This window comes from Haloarcula regularis, assembly GCF_029338315.1.
In the GTDB taxonomy this organism is placed as follows: Archaea; Halobacteriota; Halobacteria; order Halobacteriales; family Haloarculaceae; genus Haloarcula; species Haloarcula regularis.
This window is the reverse complement of sequence record NZ_CP119794.1, coordinates 502,971-517,271: the sequence shown is the minus strand read 5'-3', so window position 1 is coordinate 517,271 and position 14,301 is coordinate 502,971. Positions and strand designations below refer to the sequence as shown.

At 67.5% G+C, this 14,301-nt stretch carries 12 protein-coding genes and 2 pseudogenes; 6 read left to right on the top strand and 8 right to left on the bottom strand.

The window, feature by feature from the left end; translation table 11 throughout:
• Positions 1-68 precede the first annotated feature (68 nt).
• The 3 genes and pseudogenes from P1N55_RS02765 (at position 69) to P1N55_RS02755 (ending at position 4,267) form a co-directional block, all read left to right on the top strand.
• Positions 69-2,454, top strand: a pseudogene (locus P1N55_RS02765) (DNA topoisomerase VI subunit B).
• Between the two features lies 1 nt (position 2,455).
• Entirely contained in the window at positions 2,456-3,562 is a 1,107-nt protein-coding gene (locus tag P1N55_RS02760) for a DNA topoisomerase IV subunit A (RefSeq protein ID WP_276277483.1), read from the top strand.
• 102 nt (positions 3,563-3,664) lie between these two features.
• Positions 3,665-4,267 carry a class I SAM-dependent methyltransferase gene (locus P1N55_RS02755; protein WP_276277482.1) on the top strand — a complete coding sequence of 201 codons (603 nt, stop codon included), beginning with the start codon at positions 3,665-3,667 and terminating at the stop codon, positions 4,265-4,267.
• A 25-nt stretch (positions 4,268-4,292) separates the two neighbouring features.
• Here the strand turns inward: P1N55_RS02755 and P1N55_RS02750 are convergent, their stop codons facing one another.
• The 6 genes and pseudogenes from P1N55_RS02750 to P1N55_RS02720 form a co-directional block, all read right to left on the bottom strand.
• The gene (locus tag P1N55_RS02750) at positions 4,293-5,036 is read right to left on the bottom strand and encodes an MBL fold metallo-hydrolase (RefSeq protein WP_276277481.1); all 744 of its coding nucleotides are present in this window, start codon (positions 5,034-5,036) and stop codon (positions 4,293-4,295) included.
• A gap of 48 nt (positions 5,037-5,084) precedes the next feature.
• On the bottom strand, positions 5,085-6,743 hold the full coding sequence (ligA, locus tag P1N55_RS02745) for an ATP-dependent DNA ligase LigA (RefSeq protein ID WP_276277480.1): 1,659 nt from the start codon (positions 6,741-6,743) through the stop codon (positions 5,085-5,087).
• 38 nt (positions 6,744-6,781) lie between these two features.
• Positions 6,782-7,576: a DUF7282 domain-containing protein gene (locus tag P1N55_RS20105; protein WP_455429086.1), complete on the bottom strand. Its 795-nt coding sequence runs from the start codon at positions 7,574-7,576 to the stop codon at positions 6,782-6,784.
• A gap of 793 nt (positions 7,577-8,369) precedes the next feature.
• Positions 8,370-8,663, bottom strand: a pseudogene (locus P1N55_RS02730) (type II secretion system F family protein); the annotation flags it as partial.
• Positions 8,664-9,222: 559 nt separating this feature from the next.
• On the bottom strand, positions 9,223-10,842 hold the full coding sequence (locus P1N55_RS02725; RefSeq protein ID WP_276277478.1) for a type II/IV secretion system ATPase subunit: 1,620 nt from the start codon (positions 10,840-10,842) through the stop codon (positions 9,223-9,225).
• 120 nt (positions 10,843-10,962) lie between these two features.
• Positions 10,963-11,463 (bottom strand): TIGR04206 family protein, encoded by a 501-nt coding sequence (locus P1N55_RS02720; RefSeq protein ID WP_276277477.1) that lies wholly within the window; start codon positions 11,461-11,463, stop codon positions 10,963-10,965.
• 125 nt (positions 11,464-11,588) lie between these two features.
• Here P1N55_RS02720 and P1N55_RS02715 point away from each other — a divergent pair, with 125 nt between their 5' ends.
• Entirely contained in the window at positions 11,589-12,014 is a 426-nt protein-coding gene (locus P1N55_RS02715; protein ID WP_276277476.1) for a DUF5793 family protein, read from the top strand.
• Between the two features lie 48 nt (positions 12,015-12,062).
• Here the strand turns inward: P1N55_RS02715 and P1N55_RS02710 are convergent, their stop codons facing one another.
• Entirely contained in the window at positions 12,063-12,818 is a 756-nt protein-coding gene (locus P1N55_RS02710) for an NAD-dependent deacylase (RefSeq protein ID WP_276277475.1), read from the bottom strand.
• Positions 12,819-12,908: 90 nt separating this feature from the next.
• On the opposite strand from P1N55_RS02710, the gene P1N55_RS02705 reads away from it, so the two are divergent.
• Positions 12,909-13,196, top strand: coding sequence for a hypothetical protein (locus P1N55_RS02705; RefSeq protein ID WP_276277474.1), 288 nt, complete (start codon positions 12,909-12,911; stop codon positions 13,194-13,196).
• Between the two features lie 6 nt (positions 13,197-13,202).
• Here P1N55_RS02705 and P1N55_RS02700 read toward each other — a convergent pair whose 3' ends face one another.
• Complete coding sequence (locus P1N55_RS02700; protein WP_276277473.1) at positions 13,203-13,757, bottom strand: VIT1/CCC1 transporter family protein; 555 nt, start codon at positions 13,755-13,757, stop codon at positions 13,203-13,205.
• A gap of 86 nt (positions 13,758-13,843) precedes the next feature.
• Here P1N55_RS02700 and P1N55_RS02695 point away from each other — a divergent pair, with 86 nt between their 5' ends.
• Complete coding sequence (locus P1N55_RS02695; protein WP_276277472.1) at positions 13,844-14,281, top strand: universal stress protein; 438 nt, start codon at positions 13,844-13,846, stop codon at positions 14,279-14,281.
• Positions 14,282-14,301: the final 20 nt, after the last annotated feature.

Here is a 14,301-nt window from a genome sequence, read left to right as displayed (position 1 = left end):
TCGCCCGTTTCACTTTCACTCCCCTGGCGAACACCTTTTAAACTCGACGTCAGTACATTCCCACGTCAATGACCTCGTTTCAGTCGCAACTCGGTGAAGGCGAGGGAATCGCCGAGGAGCTGGCCCAGACACAGCGGGCCATCTCCATCGCCGAGTTCTTCGAGAAGAACAAGCACATGCTCGGGTTCGACTCCGAGGCCCGGGCGCTGGTCACGGCCGTCAAGGAGGCCGTCGACAACGCGCTCGACGCCTGCGAGGAGGCCGGCATCCTCCCCGACATCTACGTCGAGATCCAGGAGGCCGGCGACTACTACCGCCTCGTCGTCGAGGACAACGGGCCCGGCATCACCAAGGAACAGCTCCCCAAGATCTTCGGGAAGCTCCTCTATGGCTCCCGGTTCCACGCCCGCGAACAGTCCCGCGGCCAGCAGGGCATCGGCATCTCCGCGGCCGTCCTGTACTCGCAGCTGACCTCCGGCAAGCCCGCGAAGGTCACCTCCCGACCGAAGGGACAGTCCGAGGCCCAGTACTTCGAGCTCATCGTGGACACGGACACGAACGAACCGGAGATAAGCGTCGACGAGACGACGACCTGGGAGCGCCCCCACGGCACCCGCATCGAACTGGAGATGGAGGCCAACATGCGCGCCCGGTCCAGCCTGCACGACTACATCCAGGACACCGCCGTCGTCAACCCCCACGCCCGCATCGAGTTCGACGAACCGGGGCTGGACGAACCGCTGAAGTTCGAACGCGTCGAGGGCGCCGAGCTGCCGGCCGAGACGTCGGAGATACGCCCGCACCCACGGCGTCGAACTCGGGACGCTGCTGAAGATGCTCGACGAGACGGACTCGTACTCCATCTCGGGGTTCCTGCAGGGCGAGTTCACCCGGGTCGGCGCGAAGACGGCCGACAAGGTCATCGCGAACTTCAACGACTACCACTACGGTCGCGGCATGGCCTGGCGGCCACCGCAAGCCCACGAGGACACGGACGTCCGGGCGGCCGTCGAGGACGCCGTCGCCAACAAGGGCGCCGAGGCGACGGCGGCGTTCGCCGAGGCCGTCGCCGACGCCATCCGCGACGGCGAGCGCGTCGCCCACCACGAGATCGTGGCCATCGTCGACGAGGTCGCCGAGGACATCGAGGCCGAGTACGACACAACCTTCGGCGCGACGGTCACCGAGAACGCCGTCGAGGCCGCCTGGTCGGCCGTCGTCGCCGAGCGACAGAGCGACCTCTACGGACTGGTCGACGACGCGACGTCGACCCGCAAGGACGACGCTGCCGTCGAGGGCATCGCCAGCCGCCTCGTGGACAAGTTCGGTGACGGCCGCCACCGGGTCACGCGCAAGGACCTCCGGGACTACGTCGACCGGGCCGCCGACATGACCGAGGACCACGACGACGCCACCTTCGGCGAGACGGCCCGCGAGAACATCATCGATGCGCTCTGGGACGCCGCGGTCCCGGTCCCGGACGACCCGCCGAACGTCTCTGCCGTCGCCGACGACCGGGACACCGCGAGCGACCTCCTGACTGCGATGCGCGAGGCGGACATCATCGCCCCGCCGACCGACTGCCTCTCACCGATAACCGCGGAACTCGTCGAAGAGGGGCTTCGCAAGGAGTTCGACGCCGACTTCTTCGCCGCCTCGACCCGCGACGCCGCGGTCCACGGTGGCGACCCGTTCGTCGTCGAGGCCGGCATCGCCTACGGCGGCGCCCTGCCTGCGGAGGGCGCCGTCGACGTGATGCGCTTTGCCAACCGCGTCCCGCTGGTCTACCAGCGCGGCGCGTGTGCGACCACCGACGTGATCAAGAACATCAACTGGCGCAACTACAACTTAGACCAGCCCGGCGGTTCGGGCATCCCCAACGGCCCGGCGGTCATCATGGTCCACGTCGCCTCGACGAACGTCCCCTTTACCAGCGAGTCCAAGGACGCCATCGCGAACATCCCCGAGATGGAAGACGAGATCGAACTCGCCATCCGCGAGGCCGCCCGCGAGCTCAAGAGCTATCTCAACAAGCGCCGGTCGATGCAGCAACGCCGGAAGAAACAGAACAAGCTCGCCACTATCCTCCCGGAGATGGCCCGGAAGCTCACCGAGGTCACCGGGAACGAGGAACTCGACATCGACGACTCGCTGGCCCGCATCATGAACAACGTCCTCGTCGAGCGCGAGGTCGAGGACGGCCGGGTCCGGCTGATCGTCGAGAACAACGACGACCGGAACGCCGACGTCGAACTGACCGACATCGTGACCGCCGAGCCACAGGACACGAACGGGGCGACGGTCGTCGAGATGGACGGCGAATGGTTCGTCAAGTGGTCCCCGACGGTCGGGGCCGGCGAGCGTGCCGTCCTGGAGTACAGCGTGACAGACGAGGCCGAGTTCACCGTCTCGGTCGACGGCGTCGAAGACGAGAAACTGACGGTGAACGCCTGATATGAGTTCAGAGTCAGATATCCCACAGCAATCAGAGACGGCCCGCGAGCGACTCATCGACCTCGCGGCGGAGTTCTACGACCAGTTCGCCGGCGGCGAGGTGCCGTCGATGCGCATCCCAACGCGGACGAAGTCCAACATCGAGTACGACGAGGACAAGAAGGTCTGGGTCTACGGCGACCGCCACTCGACGCGGTCGGCCAAGTCGGTCTCGGGCGCCCAGAAGCTCCTGAAGGCCATCTACACAATCGACTTCCTCTCGAAACAGCTGGAGGAGGACCGCTCGTCGACTCTGCGTGAGCTGTACTACCTCTCCGAGTCCTGGGACATGGAGGACGCGCAGTTCAACGACCAGGACGAGTCCAACCAGCTCGTCGAGGACTTAGAGATCGTCTCCGAGGTCACGCGCGAGGACTTCCACATGCGCCCCGAGGAGTCCGGCGCGACTATCATGGGCCCGCTGAGGCTCCGCGAGCAGACCCGCCGGGGCGAGCGGGAGATTCACTGCCAGGAGGACGTCGGCGAGGGCGGCTACCAGATTCCGAACAACCCCGACACGATCGAGTTCCTGGAGAACGACGCCGACTTCGTGCTCTGCGTCGAGACAGGCGGCATGCGCGACCGGCTGGTCGAGAACGGCTTCGACGAGGAGTACAACGTCATCGTCGTCCACCTCAAGGGCCAGCCGGCCCGAGCCACCCGCCGCATCACCAAGCGCCTCCACGACGAACTCGACCTCCCGGTCACCGTGTTCACTGACGGCGACCCGTGGTCGTACCGCATCTACGGCTCCGTCGCCTACGGCTCTATCAAGTCGGCCCACCTCTCGGAGTACTTGGCCACGCCGGAGGCGGAGTTCATCGGCATCCGACCGGCCGATATCGTCGAGTACGAACTGCCGACGGACCCGCTGTCGGACTCCGACATCAACGCCCTCGAATCCGAGCTCGAGGACCCCCGGTTCCAGACGGAGTTCTGGACGGAACAGATCGAACTCCAGTTGGACATCGGGAAGAAGGCCGAACAGCAGGCGCTGGCCTCGCGTGGCCTCGACTTCGTGACCGACACCTACCTGCCCGAGCGCCTGACCGAGATGGGCGTCCTCTGAGGCCACGCCGGCTGTCTTCGCTGCGTGACTCGACAGCACCGCCAGCACGAGTGGCCACGCTGGGCAGAGGATTCATCCCCGCGCCGGCCCTCACTCCGTCGTATGGACTGGGACGAACGGTTCCGGAGCGGGTCGTACCCGCGAAAGCCCGACCCGCACCCGGTACTCGAGCGGTACCTGCCGACCTTCCCCGAGGGGCGGGCACTCGACATCGCGACGGGGACCGGTCGCAACGCGATTCCGCTGGCCGAGGCAGGCTACGACGTCGACGCGATCGACCAGTCGCGCGCCGGCCTCCGCGTCGCTCGCGAGAATGCGACGGAAGCCGGCGTCGCGGACCGCATCGAGTGGATCCAGGCCGACGTCCCCAGTTACGGGTTCCCCGAGTCGACGTACGACGTGGTCACCGTCAGTTTCTACCGCGTCGTCGACCGGTTCCCCGACGTCGTCGAGGCGCTCACCGACGGCGGCTGTTGCTTCGTCCAGCACCACCTCCGGACGACGGACGACGCCGACGTCGGGCCGTCGACGGACCGCTACCGGTTCGCCGCGAACGAACTGCTGCGGACCGGCCTGGGGTTGACCGTCCTGCACTACGACGAGCGCACGACGGCGCGTCCCGATGGCCGCCGGTCCGCGACGGCGCAACTGGTCGCGCGCAAGTCCAGCGGGGGGCGCCAGCCGTATCCCGACATCGGGGAGTGAGCGGACGGATTGGGGGCGACGCGCCCTACCGGTCGAGGACGACGGGCACGTGTCGGCTGGCGACGTCGGCCGCGAAGGCCTCGTCGTCGGCAGCGAGTGAGTCGAACGTGTTGTAGTGCATCGGGAGCACGAGGTCCGGATCCATCGCCTCGGCCAGGTCGGCGGCCTCGTGGCGGTCCATCGTGAAGCTGGACGCGATGGAGGGGACGAACAGCGATACGTCGAGTTCGGCGTGCCCGTCGAGGACGTCCGAGTCGCCGGTCCAGAAAACTCTCGTTCCGTCGAGGGAGACGAGGAAACCACAGCCGATCCCCTTCGGGTGGATGGGCGCCCCGTCTGGCTCGACGTTCGGTCCGTCCTCGTGGTTGTAGGCCGGGACCGTCCAGATCGGCGTCCCGTCGACGAGCAGTTCGTCCTCCATCGACACCTCGCGGACCTCGTAGTCCAGGTCGGCGAGCCGATCGAGGTCGCGGTCTGACTGGTGGACGTCGATGCCCTCGAACGCAACTATCGTCGCGTCGGACTTGGCGACACGGCGGATGCCGTCCGGATCGTAGTGGTGGATGTGTGTCACACAGACGATGTCGCCGTCACGGGCGTCGTAGTCCCGGGGGTCCGGGTGGCCCGCGTCGGGGTCGTCCGGTTCCCACTCGCCGGTGAGGACGCCGTATCGCCCCGGGTCGAAGTAGACGACGGTGTCGTCGGCCTCGAGTCGGAGCGTCGCGTAGCCGAGCCACTCGGCGGTGATGTTGTCGTGTCTGACAGTCATGTGTGACGATACACGCACCAGTCTGAAACAGATGTCGGTCGCGGCCGCTCACTGCCCCTCGGCGAGTCGCCCGAGGCGCTCGAGGGAATCCGCCTCGTCGGGCGGCTTGTCCTCACGCACGGCGACGAACCGGGGGAACCGGAGCGCGTAGCCCGAGTCGTAGTTCGAGGAGGCCTGTATCTCCTCGTAGCCCACCTCGAAGACGACGGTCGGGTCCAGGCGGACCTGCTGGCCGGATTCGGCCGTGACGAGGGGTTCGAGACGCTCGGTCAGTGCCTCGAGTTGCTCGTCGGTGATGCCCGTCGCGACGTTGCCGACCGTCGTGAACCCATCGTCGGTCCGCACGGAGAGTTCGAACGTCCCAAGCACGTTCGCTCGCCGGCCCTCGCCCCACTCGGCACCGGTGACGACGCAATCGACCGTCTCGACGTCGGGTTTTCGCTTGCGCCAGCGTTTGCCCCGCTTGCCGGGCGTGTAGGCGGCGCCGGGGTCCTTGAGCATGATGCCCTCCTGGCCGGCCGCCAGCGCCTCGCGTTCGATGTCGCCGATAGCGTCGGCGTCTGACTGGAGCGCGAGCGTCGAGACTGTCTCGCTCCCATCCGGAACCAGCGATTGCAGGCGGGCGTGGCGCTCTCGCAGCGGGACGTCGAGCAGGTCCTCGCCGTCAGCGTGGAGACAGTCGAACGCGTGCAGGCGGACGGCGACGTCGGCACGCGTTGCGGCGACGTCGTGTTTGCGTCGGAACCGCCGCAGCACCTCCTGGAAGGGCAACGGGTCACCGCCGTCGTCGACGGCGACTACCTCACCGTCCAGAATCGCGGGCACCGAGAGCGTCGACTCGACGGTCTCGACCACCTCCGGGAGGGGGTCGGTCACCTCCTCCATGTTGCGCGAGAACAGGCGGGCGGACTCGCCGTCGAAGTGGACCTGGACCCGAGCGCCGTCGTACTTCCACTCGACGGCGACCGTGCCCCAGTCCTCGAGCGCGCCGGTGATGGTCCCGGCCTGTGCGAGCATCGCCTGGACCGGCCGACCCACCTCGAGGTCGATGGCGTCGAGGCCATCGACGCCCTCGTCGCGGGCCACTGTCGCCACGTAGCCGTAGTCGTTCGAGACCTGGAGGGCCCGCTCGACGGCCGCGACGGGGACGTCGAACGCCGCGGCGACGGCGTCACGGACGGTGCCCGTCCCGACCCCGATGCGCATCTCCGAGAGGACGAGACGCGCCAGGTACCGGGCCTCCGTCGGCGAACAGCGGTTGAACAGGCCAAAGAGCATCTCGACTTTCGTCGACTGGCTCCCGTCGCCGTCGACGGCCGCCAGATCGACTAACTCGCGTGCCACCTCGGCCACGGTCAACTGCTCGCGTCCACCGGCCCCGAACGCCGCGAGGCCCTGCTGCCCGCCGAAGTCGTACGCGGCGGCCACGGCCCCGATCTCGCCGACCTCGGCCAGGCGGTCCTCGACGTCTCCGGCGGAGACGTTCTGTCCGGCCGCGCGGGCGATGGCCTCGTGGCAGAGCTGTGGCCCGATGTCGAGCGTGCGGGAGTCGTGAGCCGGGAACACCCGACCCTGGACGAAGCGCACGAGGTGGGCCAGGTCGTCGTCGGCGTCGGCCAGCAGGTCGGTCACCGCCGCGACGACGGCGGTGTCTGCGCTCTCGGCCTCGATTTCGGCGGCGGCATCGGCGAAGGCGGCGAACTCCATCTACCGCGTCTTCCCCGCTGACGACCGTAAACCCAGCGTCACTCGACCGTCAGTTCGACTGTCACGAACTCCGCGTTGCCGGTCGCGGCGTAGGGCTGGTCCGGGCCGCCCGCACCCTCGAAGTCGTAGTCCAGGGCCTGGTTCCCGTTGGTGTCCTGGTGGACCACCAGGACCAGCGGCGTGCCCGTGTTCACTGACCCGTCGAGTGAAATCCGGAGGTCACGGTGGGTGCCGGCCTGGAGGTACCCGGAGGTGCCGACCACCGGGCCCTCGGTGTCGCTCTCGTGGACCACGACGAACCCGCCGTCCGAGAGCGACGCCGATTCGACGGTCAGTTCGCCCCCGTCGACGGGCTGGTCGGCGACGGTCAGCGAGGCGACGGGCGAGGAAAGGAGCAGGAAGGCGACGTAGGCCACCCCGAGCAGGACGGCTGCGTGTTTTGCGCCGTCCTTGAGCGTCCCCTCGCCGAGCTGGCCGCCGATGAACCCGGTCAGGACGGCCTGGATGAGCGCCGTGTGGAAAAACACCAGCGTGTAGGCCGCCTTGTCGACCCTGCCGAAGCGGGCGAACTGGTCGACGCCGACGCCCAGGCGGTTCGCCGACCCGACCGGCGTCGGGACGTCCGAGGGGAGCGCCGGCACGAGTACTTCCTGGACGGCGACGATGATGACCAGGAAGACCAGAAAGGAGATGTATATGACCACCAGGTACGTCAGCATCTGCTGCCGGCGGCGCTTTCGCAGCTGGAGTTCGGAGCGCGCCTGGGTCGCGGCGATACGAAGGACCGGCCCCAGCTCCCCGGAGGCTCGCATCGAGTGTATCAGGAGCGTCACGACCCGGATAATCGCCGTCGTCTTGATGCGGCGCCCGAACCGGACCAGCGCGTCGTCGACGTTGGCCCATCCGGATGTCCGCCCAGATGCGCTTCACTTCTGGCGTGAGGACGCCGACGTCGTTCCCCCGGACGCGGCGGATGCTCTCGACGATGGTCATGCCCGCCTCGTTGAGGCTCGCCAGGCGCTCTAGCAACTCCGGCGTCGCCTGCTCGATACGGGCGACCCGACGGACGTAGACGAACCTGACGACGGCGAAAGCGCCCAGCACGAGCAACGCCGACTGGACGAGCAGGTCGTCGAGCAGTCGCACGTTGACGATCGAGGTCTGGAAGGCCGCCGGGGCGCGCAAGGCAAACGCCAGCACCGCGACGGGGACGGCGACGTAGAGCACCTGCGTCGGGTTCCAGACGAGCGTCTCGACCGGCGAGCGGAGTATCCGTTTCACCCGCCGGACCCGGTCGTACAGGCGCAGGCGGGCCCAGTTGTCGGTGGCCGTATCGACGTGGCCACCGTCGGTGACGCCGGTCTCGGGCCGTACCGCCGGTTTGCCGAACGTCGTCGTCTCCAGGCGGTCCAGCACGTCGGTCGTGCCGCTGTCGCTGATCCCGAGCGCTTCCATCTTCGACGAGAGGTAGACCATGAAGCCGGCGTTCGCGAGCGGGATGGCCAGATACGCGAGCAACTGGAGAAAGGGGAGCGTGTCGGTCGTCGTCAGGCCGAACACGAGCAGTATCGTGATGAGAAAGAGCACTCCGGCGACGAAGATCGTGACGTAGGCCTCCGCGATCGTGGCGAGGCTCTCGATGATGTCCGCCTGTCGCTGGGCCGCGTCCTCCTGGTGTCGCTCGTACTGGTCGCGGAGAAACGACTCGAGGGACTGCCCGCTCTGGAGGACGCTCGAGAGGTTCTCGGTGAACGTCTTCATCTTCTCGCTGGGCGTGCGGTGTGAGACGTGCTGGAGCGAGGAGATGACGTCCCGGCCAAAGAGGTCCATCTCGCGGACGGCGATGGATATCTCGCGGGACATGTCGCCGTAGATGTCCTGGTTCCGACCGAGCACCCGGACGATGTCGGGGAACGACATGCCGCCCCGGGCGAGCGCGTACATGAAGGCGATGTTCCGTGGCATCCCCTCCTCGATGTTGCGCCGGCGCACCGCCGCGGTGTTCTTCGGGAGCTCCCAGCGCAGTATGTAGGTCAGCCCGGCCGCCCCTGCGCCGGTGAAGACGCCACCGGCGGCGAGGACGGCGAGCGTCCGCGTCGGGGCCAGCACCAGTTCGAAGCCACGGATGCCCAGGGCGTTGACCATCGTGTTCGGCAGGCCCAGCAGCAGGTCGACGATGGTCGGAATCGCGAGCAGGAGCAGACCCACGAGGTAGGCCCCACCGAGTGCCCCGCACACCGCCGCGATCGCCGTAAACAGGTAGGTGCGGGCAGCGTATCCGCGGTAGGTCTCGCCGATGTACGCGGATTCCAGGACTCGCTTGCGCTCGGGTGAGGCCCCCACGTACCGGCCGAAGAGGCGCCGCGAGAACCGCGTCAGGCGGCGGTCCCAGGGCTCGCTGACGAAGCCGAGGCCGACGACCGAGAGGAGGACGACCAGCAGCGCGAGCGGTGTCAGGCCGAGCGGGTTCAGGGCCATCTCAGGTGGACTCGTCGTCGATGCGTTCCATGACCTGTTCGGCGTCGGCGTAGTACTTGTTGACCATCGCAGTGAACCGGCGATAGTCGGAGATTCCCTCCCGGCGGAGGTACTGGAGGAACCGTCGGCGGTTCTGCAGCTCCGTGAGCAACTCCGACTGGCTCCAGCCCCGTTCCGAGCGTATTTCGTCGAGCAGCTCGCTGTTCGACCGACTGAACTCGTCGCCGGTCGACTGCCAGGCGTAGGTGTTCGAGTAGTCCAGTTCGCCGGTCCGCTGGTCGATGCCCTCTATCTCGGCGATGGTCTTGGCCCGCCGGACGCGCTCGTCGCCCGACCGGGCGAGCACCTGGACACAGAGGATGTCGAGCGACTGGACCATCGGTCGGGGCACGTTGATGGGTTCGTTCTCCAGGCGGTTGATGACCGTCTGGACCGAGTCGGCGTGGAGCGTCGAGAACGTCGTGTGGCCGGTGTTCATCGCCTGGAACAGCGTGATGGCCTCCTGGCCGCGGACCTCGCCGACGACGATGTACTCCGGGCGGTGCCTGAGCGCCGAGCGCAGGAGGTCGTACATCGTGATGTCCGAGTCGTCCAGGCGTTCCCGGGTCACCGACGAGAGCCAGTTGTCGTGGTACAGTGAGAGCTCGCGGGTGTCCTCGATGGTCAGCACCTTCGACCGGGGCGGGATGAACATCGAGACGGCGTTCATCGACGTCGTCTTGCCGGCGGCGGTCCCCCCGGCGAAGATGAGCGACTTGTTCGACTCGATGGCCAGCCAGAGGTACGCCAGCATCTCGACGGAGAAGGTGCCGTACTCCAGCAGGTCGATCGGCGTGAACGGTTCGTCCGCGTACTTCCGAATGGTGAAGGCGCTGCCTCGCGGGGTCACTTCCTGGCCGAGCGCGAGTTCGATGCGGGACCCGTCGGGCAGCGTCGTCGAGACGACGGGGTCCGAGACGGAGACGTGCCGGCCCGAGCGCTGGGCCAGCTGGATGACGAACTCCTCGAGTTCCTCCGACTCGTAGGTGATGTTCGTCTCGACGTCGGTGTACTCGTCGTGGTAGACGAAAATGGGCAGGCCCGCGCCGTCACAGGAGATGTCCTCGATGGCCGGGTCGTGCATCAGGGGGTCGATGTAGCCATAGCCGAGAAACGAGCGGTAGAGGTAGTAATAGAGGCGGTAGAACGTCTCCGGTTCGATGACCACGCCGTACTCCTCGAGGCGAACGCGGAGTTCCTCGCGTAGCGCCGCCTCGGGGTCGCGGTCCACCGAGTCCCGGTAGATGAGCGGCCCGCGGATGTCATCGTACAGTCGGTCCAGCAGTTCCGCCTCGATGTCGGTCAGCGAGGGTTCGACCACGTGGTACCGGTTCTCGTCACGGTCGGGGTCGTGGTTGATAGAGACGAAGGCAAAGGGGGCGTTGAGCCAGTAGCGGTCGAGTTCTTCCTGGCCCGCCAGGCCGTCGAAGGCGACCAGCGAACCGTGTCGGCCCGGGTCGTAGTTCGACTCGGGGATGGCCCCGCCACTGAGCATGGTCGCCGTCCGCGAGAGCCACGACTGGATGTGGCCGAGCGGGTCCTTGACGACGTCACCTGGATCTGGTGTCTCGGGATTGGACATCTACTCAAACGACCGGTGATCGCGGCGTAGGCTACGGTCTGTCTTGGTTTGTTCGGCCTCCTACTTAAATTCGCTCTCCAAATTATCACGAGAGAGTACGGTATCGTCGCGCGAGCGGAGTCAGGTGCGGTCTATCGTCAACAGGAGATAGGCAAACAGGGCGGAGAGCGCCGCACCGACCGGGAGGGTGACACCGGGGAAGAACCGGACGAACAGCGCCGTGGCGGCCAGCGTCGCGAGCGCCACCAGTCCCAGCAGGCCGCCGAACAGACGCACTGGATCCAGCGGGAGCACGTCGCCGACCCGTTCCTCCTCGAAGTAGTAGTAGGCGCTCAGCGCGAACGGCAGGGCAAACAGGACCAGCGCGGCGAACCCGAGCGTCCCGGCGAGCGTGAGTTCGGACGACGTCTGGAACCGCGCCACCTCCCACGCCCACAGGAATGGGCGCTCGTTCTCGATGGTCGCCCCGAAGATGAACTGGAGTCGGAAGGGGAGAAAGCGCAGGGCGACGACGGTGAGATTCGACACCTGGAAGACGGAGACGGACCACGGCGCCAGCGCGACCAGCCACGTCGAGAGGACGGCCAGTTCGCCGGCGTACTCGGATTTGACCCAGGCCATGACGTCTCCAGAAGGATGGGGTGCCAGGGAAAAGCTACCGATACCAGCCAATCGGTTCGACCGGGTATCGTCACCCCGCCGCCGTTACGTTCATTGCATCGCGACACCTAGCGAACCGTACCCGAATGAGGCGCGACTACTTCACCGTCGACGTAGAGCCAGACCCGACCGACGGGGGGAAACCGACGATACGCATCGACTACAGCGGCCCGACAGAGGGATTGCGCGAGCGCCTCAGCACAGCCACCGGGACACTCGACGCCGACGAGATAGACGTCACGCTGCGTCGTCAGCCCGGCGACGAGGACGGCGTCGTCTCGCTGTCGACGCGGCTGACAGGCGAGTACATCCTCGAGGCGGCCGCCCCGACGGAGGCGATTCTGGCCCTCGTCAGCGCCGCCGAGGACCGCGAGGACGGCACGTACGAGGTCCGCCTGACGGACAGTGAGGGGCAGTCGATCGTCTACGAGAAGCGGACGTTGCTCGTCTACGATCACGACGGAAGCCTGCTTCGCAGTCAGAGCCTGATTCCCGGCGGCGTCCAGCTGTGATTACGGAGAACCGAGGAGAAAGCCCCGTGATTTAGCGCGGGGAGGATGTCAACGGACACGCCTGACGACGGCCGGCAGGACGGTCGTGACGTCGTCGCGGACGACGTGAGTCGCCTCGTCGTCTCGCGGCGTCGGGTCGTAGTTGACGACGACGAGCGTGCTCCCCGCTTGCGTGGCGACCCGGGGTAGGAGCGACGCGGGCCGCACCGAGAGCGAGGACCCGAGCGCCAGGAATACGTCGCTCTCCCGGGCGAGGCGCTGGGCCGCGTCCATCGCCTCGTCGGGCACGGACTCCCCGAACAGGACCACGTCGGGGCGGTAGACGCCGCCACAGTCACAGCGTGGCGGTAGGTCACCGTCTGCGGCCCGGTCGAACACTTCGTCTGCCGGCAGCCGGTCGCCGCAGTCGTCACACCTGACACGCCGGTGCGTGCCGTGGAGCTCGACGATCCGGTCGGTCCCGGCGGCGCGGTGGAGGCCGTCGACGTTCTGTGTAACCACGGCCTCGAGTAGCCCGTCTGACTCGAGGTCGACGAGCGCCTCGTGGGCAGCGTTGGGGGCCGGGTCGAGGTCGGCGTAGATCGCTCGGCGGAGGTCCAGTCTGTCACGCCAGAACCCCGTCGGGTCGGCGTCGAACCGTCGGCGGTGGAAAGACATCGGGTCGAACTCGTCCCAGACCCCGTCCTCGCCGCGGAACGAGGGGATGCCCGACGCCGTCGAGACGCCCGCGCCGGTCAGCGCGACCGTCGAGTCGGCGGTCTCTATCGCGCTGGCCACGTTCTCGAGTACGTCGTCCCCGGTCACGTCCGGGCGTACGACAGCGAGGCAAAGCGTCGACGGTACGACGACGGCCACGTCCGACGGGTTATACGGGTATCGGCCCCAGCGATGGGTATGTGTTACGACCGGTTGACCGAGGACGGGGTGGCCGAGACGCCGCTCCGTGTCCTGGTGGCGTCGGAACTGCGCTGTTCGCTCCGGAACGGCGGCCTGGCGGGGGCGCTCGTCCTCGGTGCCGCACTGTTCGAGGGGGCGGCCGCGTTGCTGGTCGTCGCGAGCGTGGCGGGCGCCGTGGCGCTGGGGGCCGTGGTGCACCTCTGTCTGTTCGTCGCCGGGGCACTCGTCCAGCGTGGGCGGGCCCGTCTCGGTGGTCGCGGCGAGGGACTCTTCGGATCGGCCTGAGTCTCGTCAGGCCAGGCCGCCGAGCAGTCGCCCGACGGTGAACGCGACGGCCGCGGCGAGCATCCCGACGACGAACATCTCGACGCCGTTGACGTACCAGGCGCGCCGGGTCACCAGACTCCGACTCGCCCCGACGAGGAAGAAGGCGACACCGGTGAAGCCGATGGACAGCGGGAAGGCAGGCGTGGCGGCGATGATGTACGGCACGAGCGGTGCCCACCCGGCGACGACGAACGCGCCGAACGTGACCAGCGCCGTCCGTCTGGGGGACTTCCCGCCGTCGAGGTCAGCCGGGGGGCCGTCCGACGAGTCGGCCCGTACCGACTCCCTGTAGTCGAGTTCGGACCGGCGGCTGAGGTAGTTGCTCATGCCCATCGAGAACCCGTCGGCAAAGAGGTTCGCGGCCCCGAGAACGAGGACGATGGAGGGGTTCAGGGCCGCGCCGGCGATTCCCGAGACGACGGCGAACGTCGTGACGATGCCGTCGTTGGCGCCGTAGATGACCTCCGCGAGGTACCGGCCGGGCGATTGCACCTCGTCGCCGAGGAGCCGTTCGATCACGTGCCGCGATAGGTCGGTGGCCGACAATTACGTTGTGCCATCGAACGGGGAGGAAGGTTTTGGACCCAGCGCCGCGAGCGTATCATATGGCCGAAGTTATTCTGGTCCCCTACGAGGGGTCCCCGCTCTCGAAGCGCGCGCTCGAACGGGTCCTCACTCACCACCCCGACGCCGAGATACACGTCCTCTACGTCGTCGACCCGATGCTCGCGGTTTACGACGCGGAGACGGAGGGACTCCCCGCCGCCAGTTCGTGGGTCGAGGAGATGGACGCGCACGCGGCGACACTCCACGCCGACGCGGAGGCGCTGGCGGCCGACTACGACTGCACGGTGACGACTGCCACCGTTACCGGCCGACCTGCCCGCGAGATACTGTCGTACGCCGACGAACACGACGTCGACCACGTCGTGATGGGGAGCCACGGGCGGTCCGGCGTCTCGCGACTCGTCCTCGGGAGCGTCGCCGAACAGGTGATGCGGCAGTCGCCGGTCCCGGTCACCGTCGTTCGAGAGGCTCCGTGACGGCCTCTGTGCCCCGAATC

Coding starts and splice junctions, on each gene's coding strand:
- P1N55_RS02695 (WP_276277472.1), top strand. CDS start 13,844: ATGGCCGAAGTTATTCTGGTCCCCTACGAGGGGTCCCCGCTCTCGAAG.
- P1N55_RS02760 (WP_276277483.1), top strand. CDS start 2,456: ATGAGTTCAGAGTCAGATATCCCACAGCAATCAGAGACGGCCCGCGAG.
- P1N55_RS02755 (WP_276277482.1), top strand. CDS start 3,665: ATGGACTGGGACGAACGGTTCCGGAGCGGGTCGTACCCGCGAAAGCCC.
- ligA (WP_276277480.1), bottom strand. CDS start 6,743: ATGGAGTTCGCCGCCTTCGCCGATGCCGCCGCCGAAATCGAGGCCGAG.
- P1N55_RS02705 (WP_276277474.1), top strand. CDS start 12,909: ATGTGTTACGACCGGTTGACCGAGGACGGGGTGGCCGAGACGCCGCTC.
- P1N55_RS02750 (WP_276277481.1), bottom strand. CDS start 5,036: ATGACTGTCAGACACGACAACATCACCGCCGAGTGGCTCGGCTACGCG.
- P1N55_RS02715 (WP_276277476.1), top strand. CDS start 11,589: ATGAGGCGCGACTACTTCACCGTCGACGTAGAGCCAGACCCGACCGAC.
- P1N55_RS02720 (WP_276277477.1), bottom strand. CDS start 11,463: ATGGCCTGGGTCAAATCCGAGTACGCCGGCGAACTGGCCGTCCTCTCG.
- P1N55_RS02725 (WP_276277478.1), bottom strand. CDS start 10,842: ATGTCCAATCCCGAGACACCAGATCCAGGTGACGTCGTCAAGGACCCG.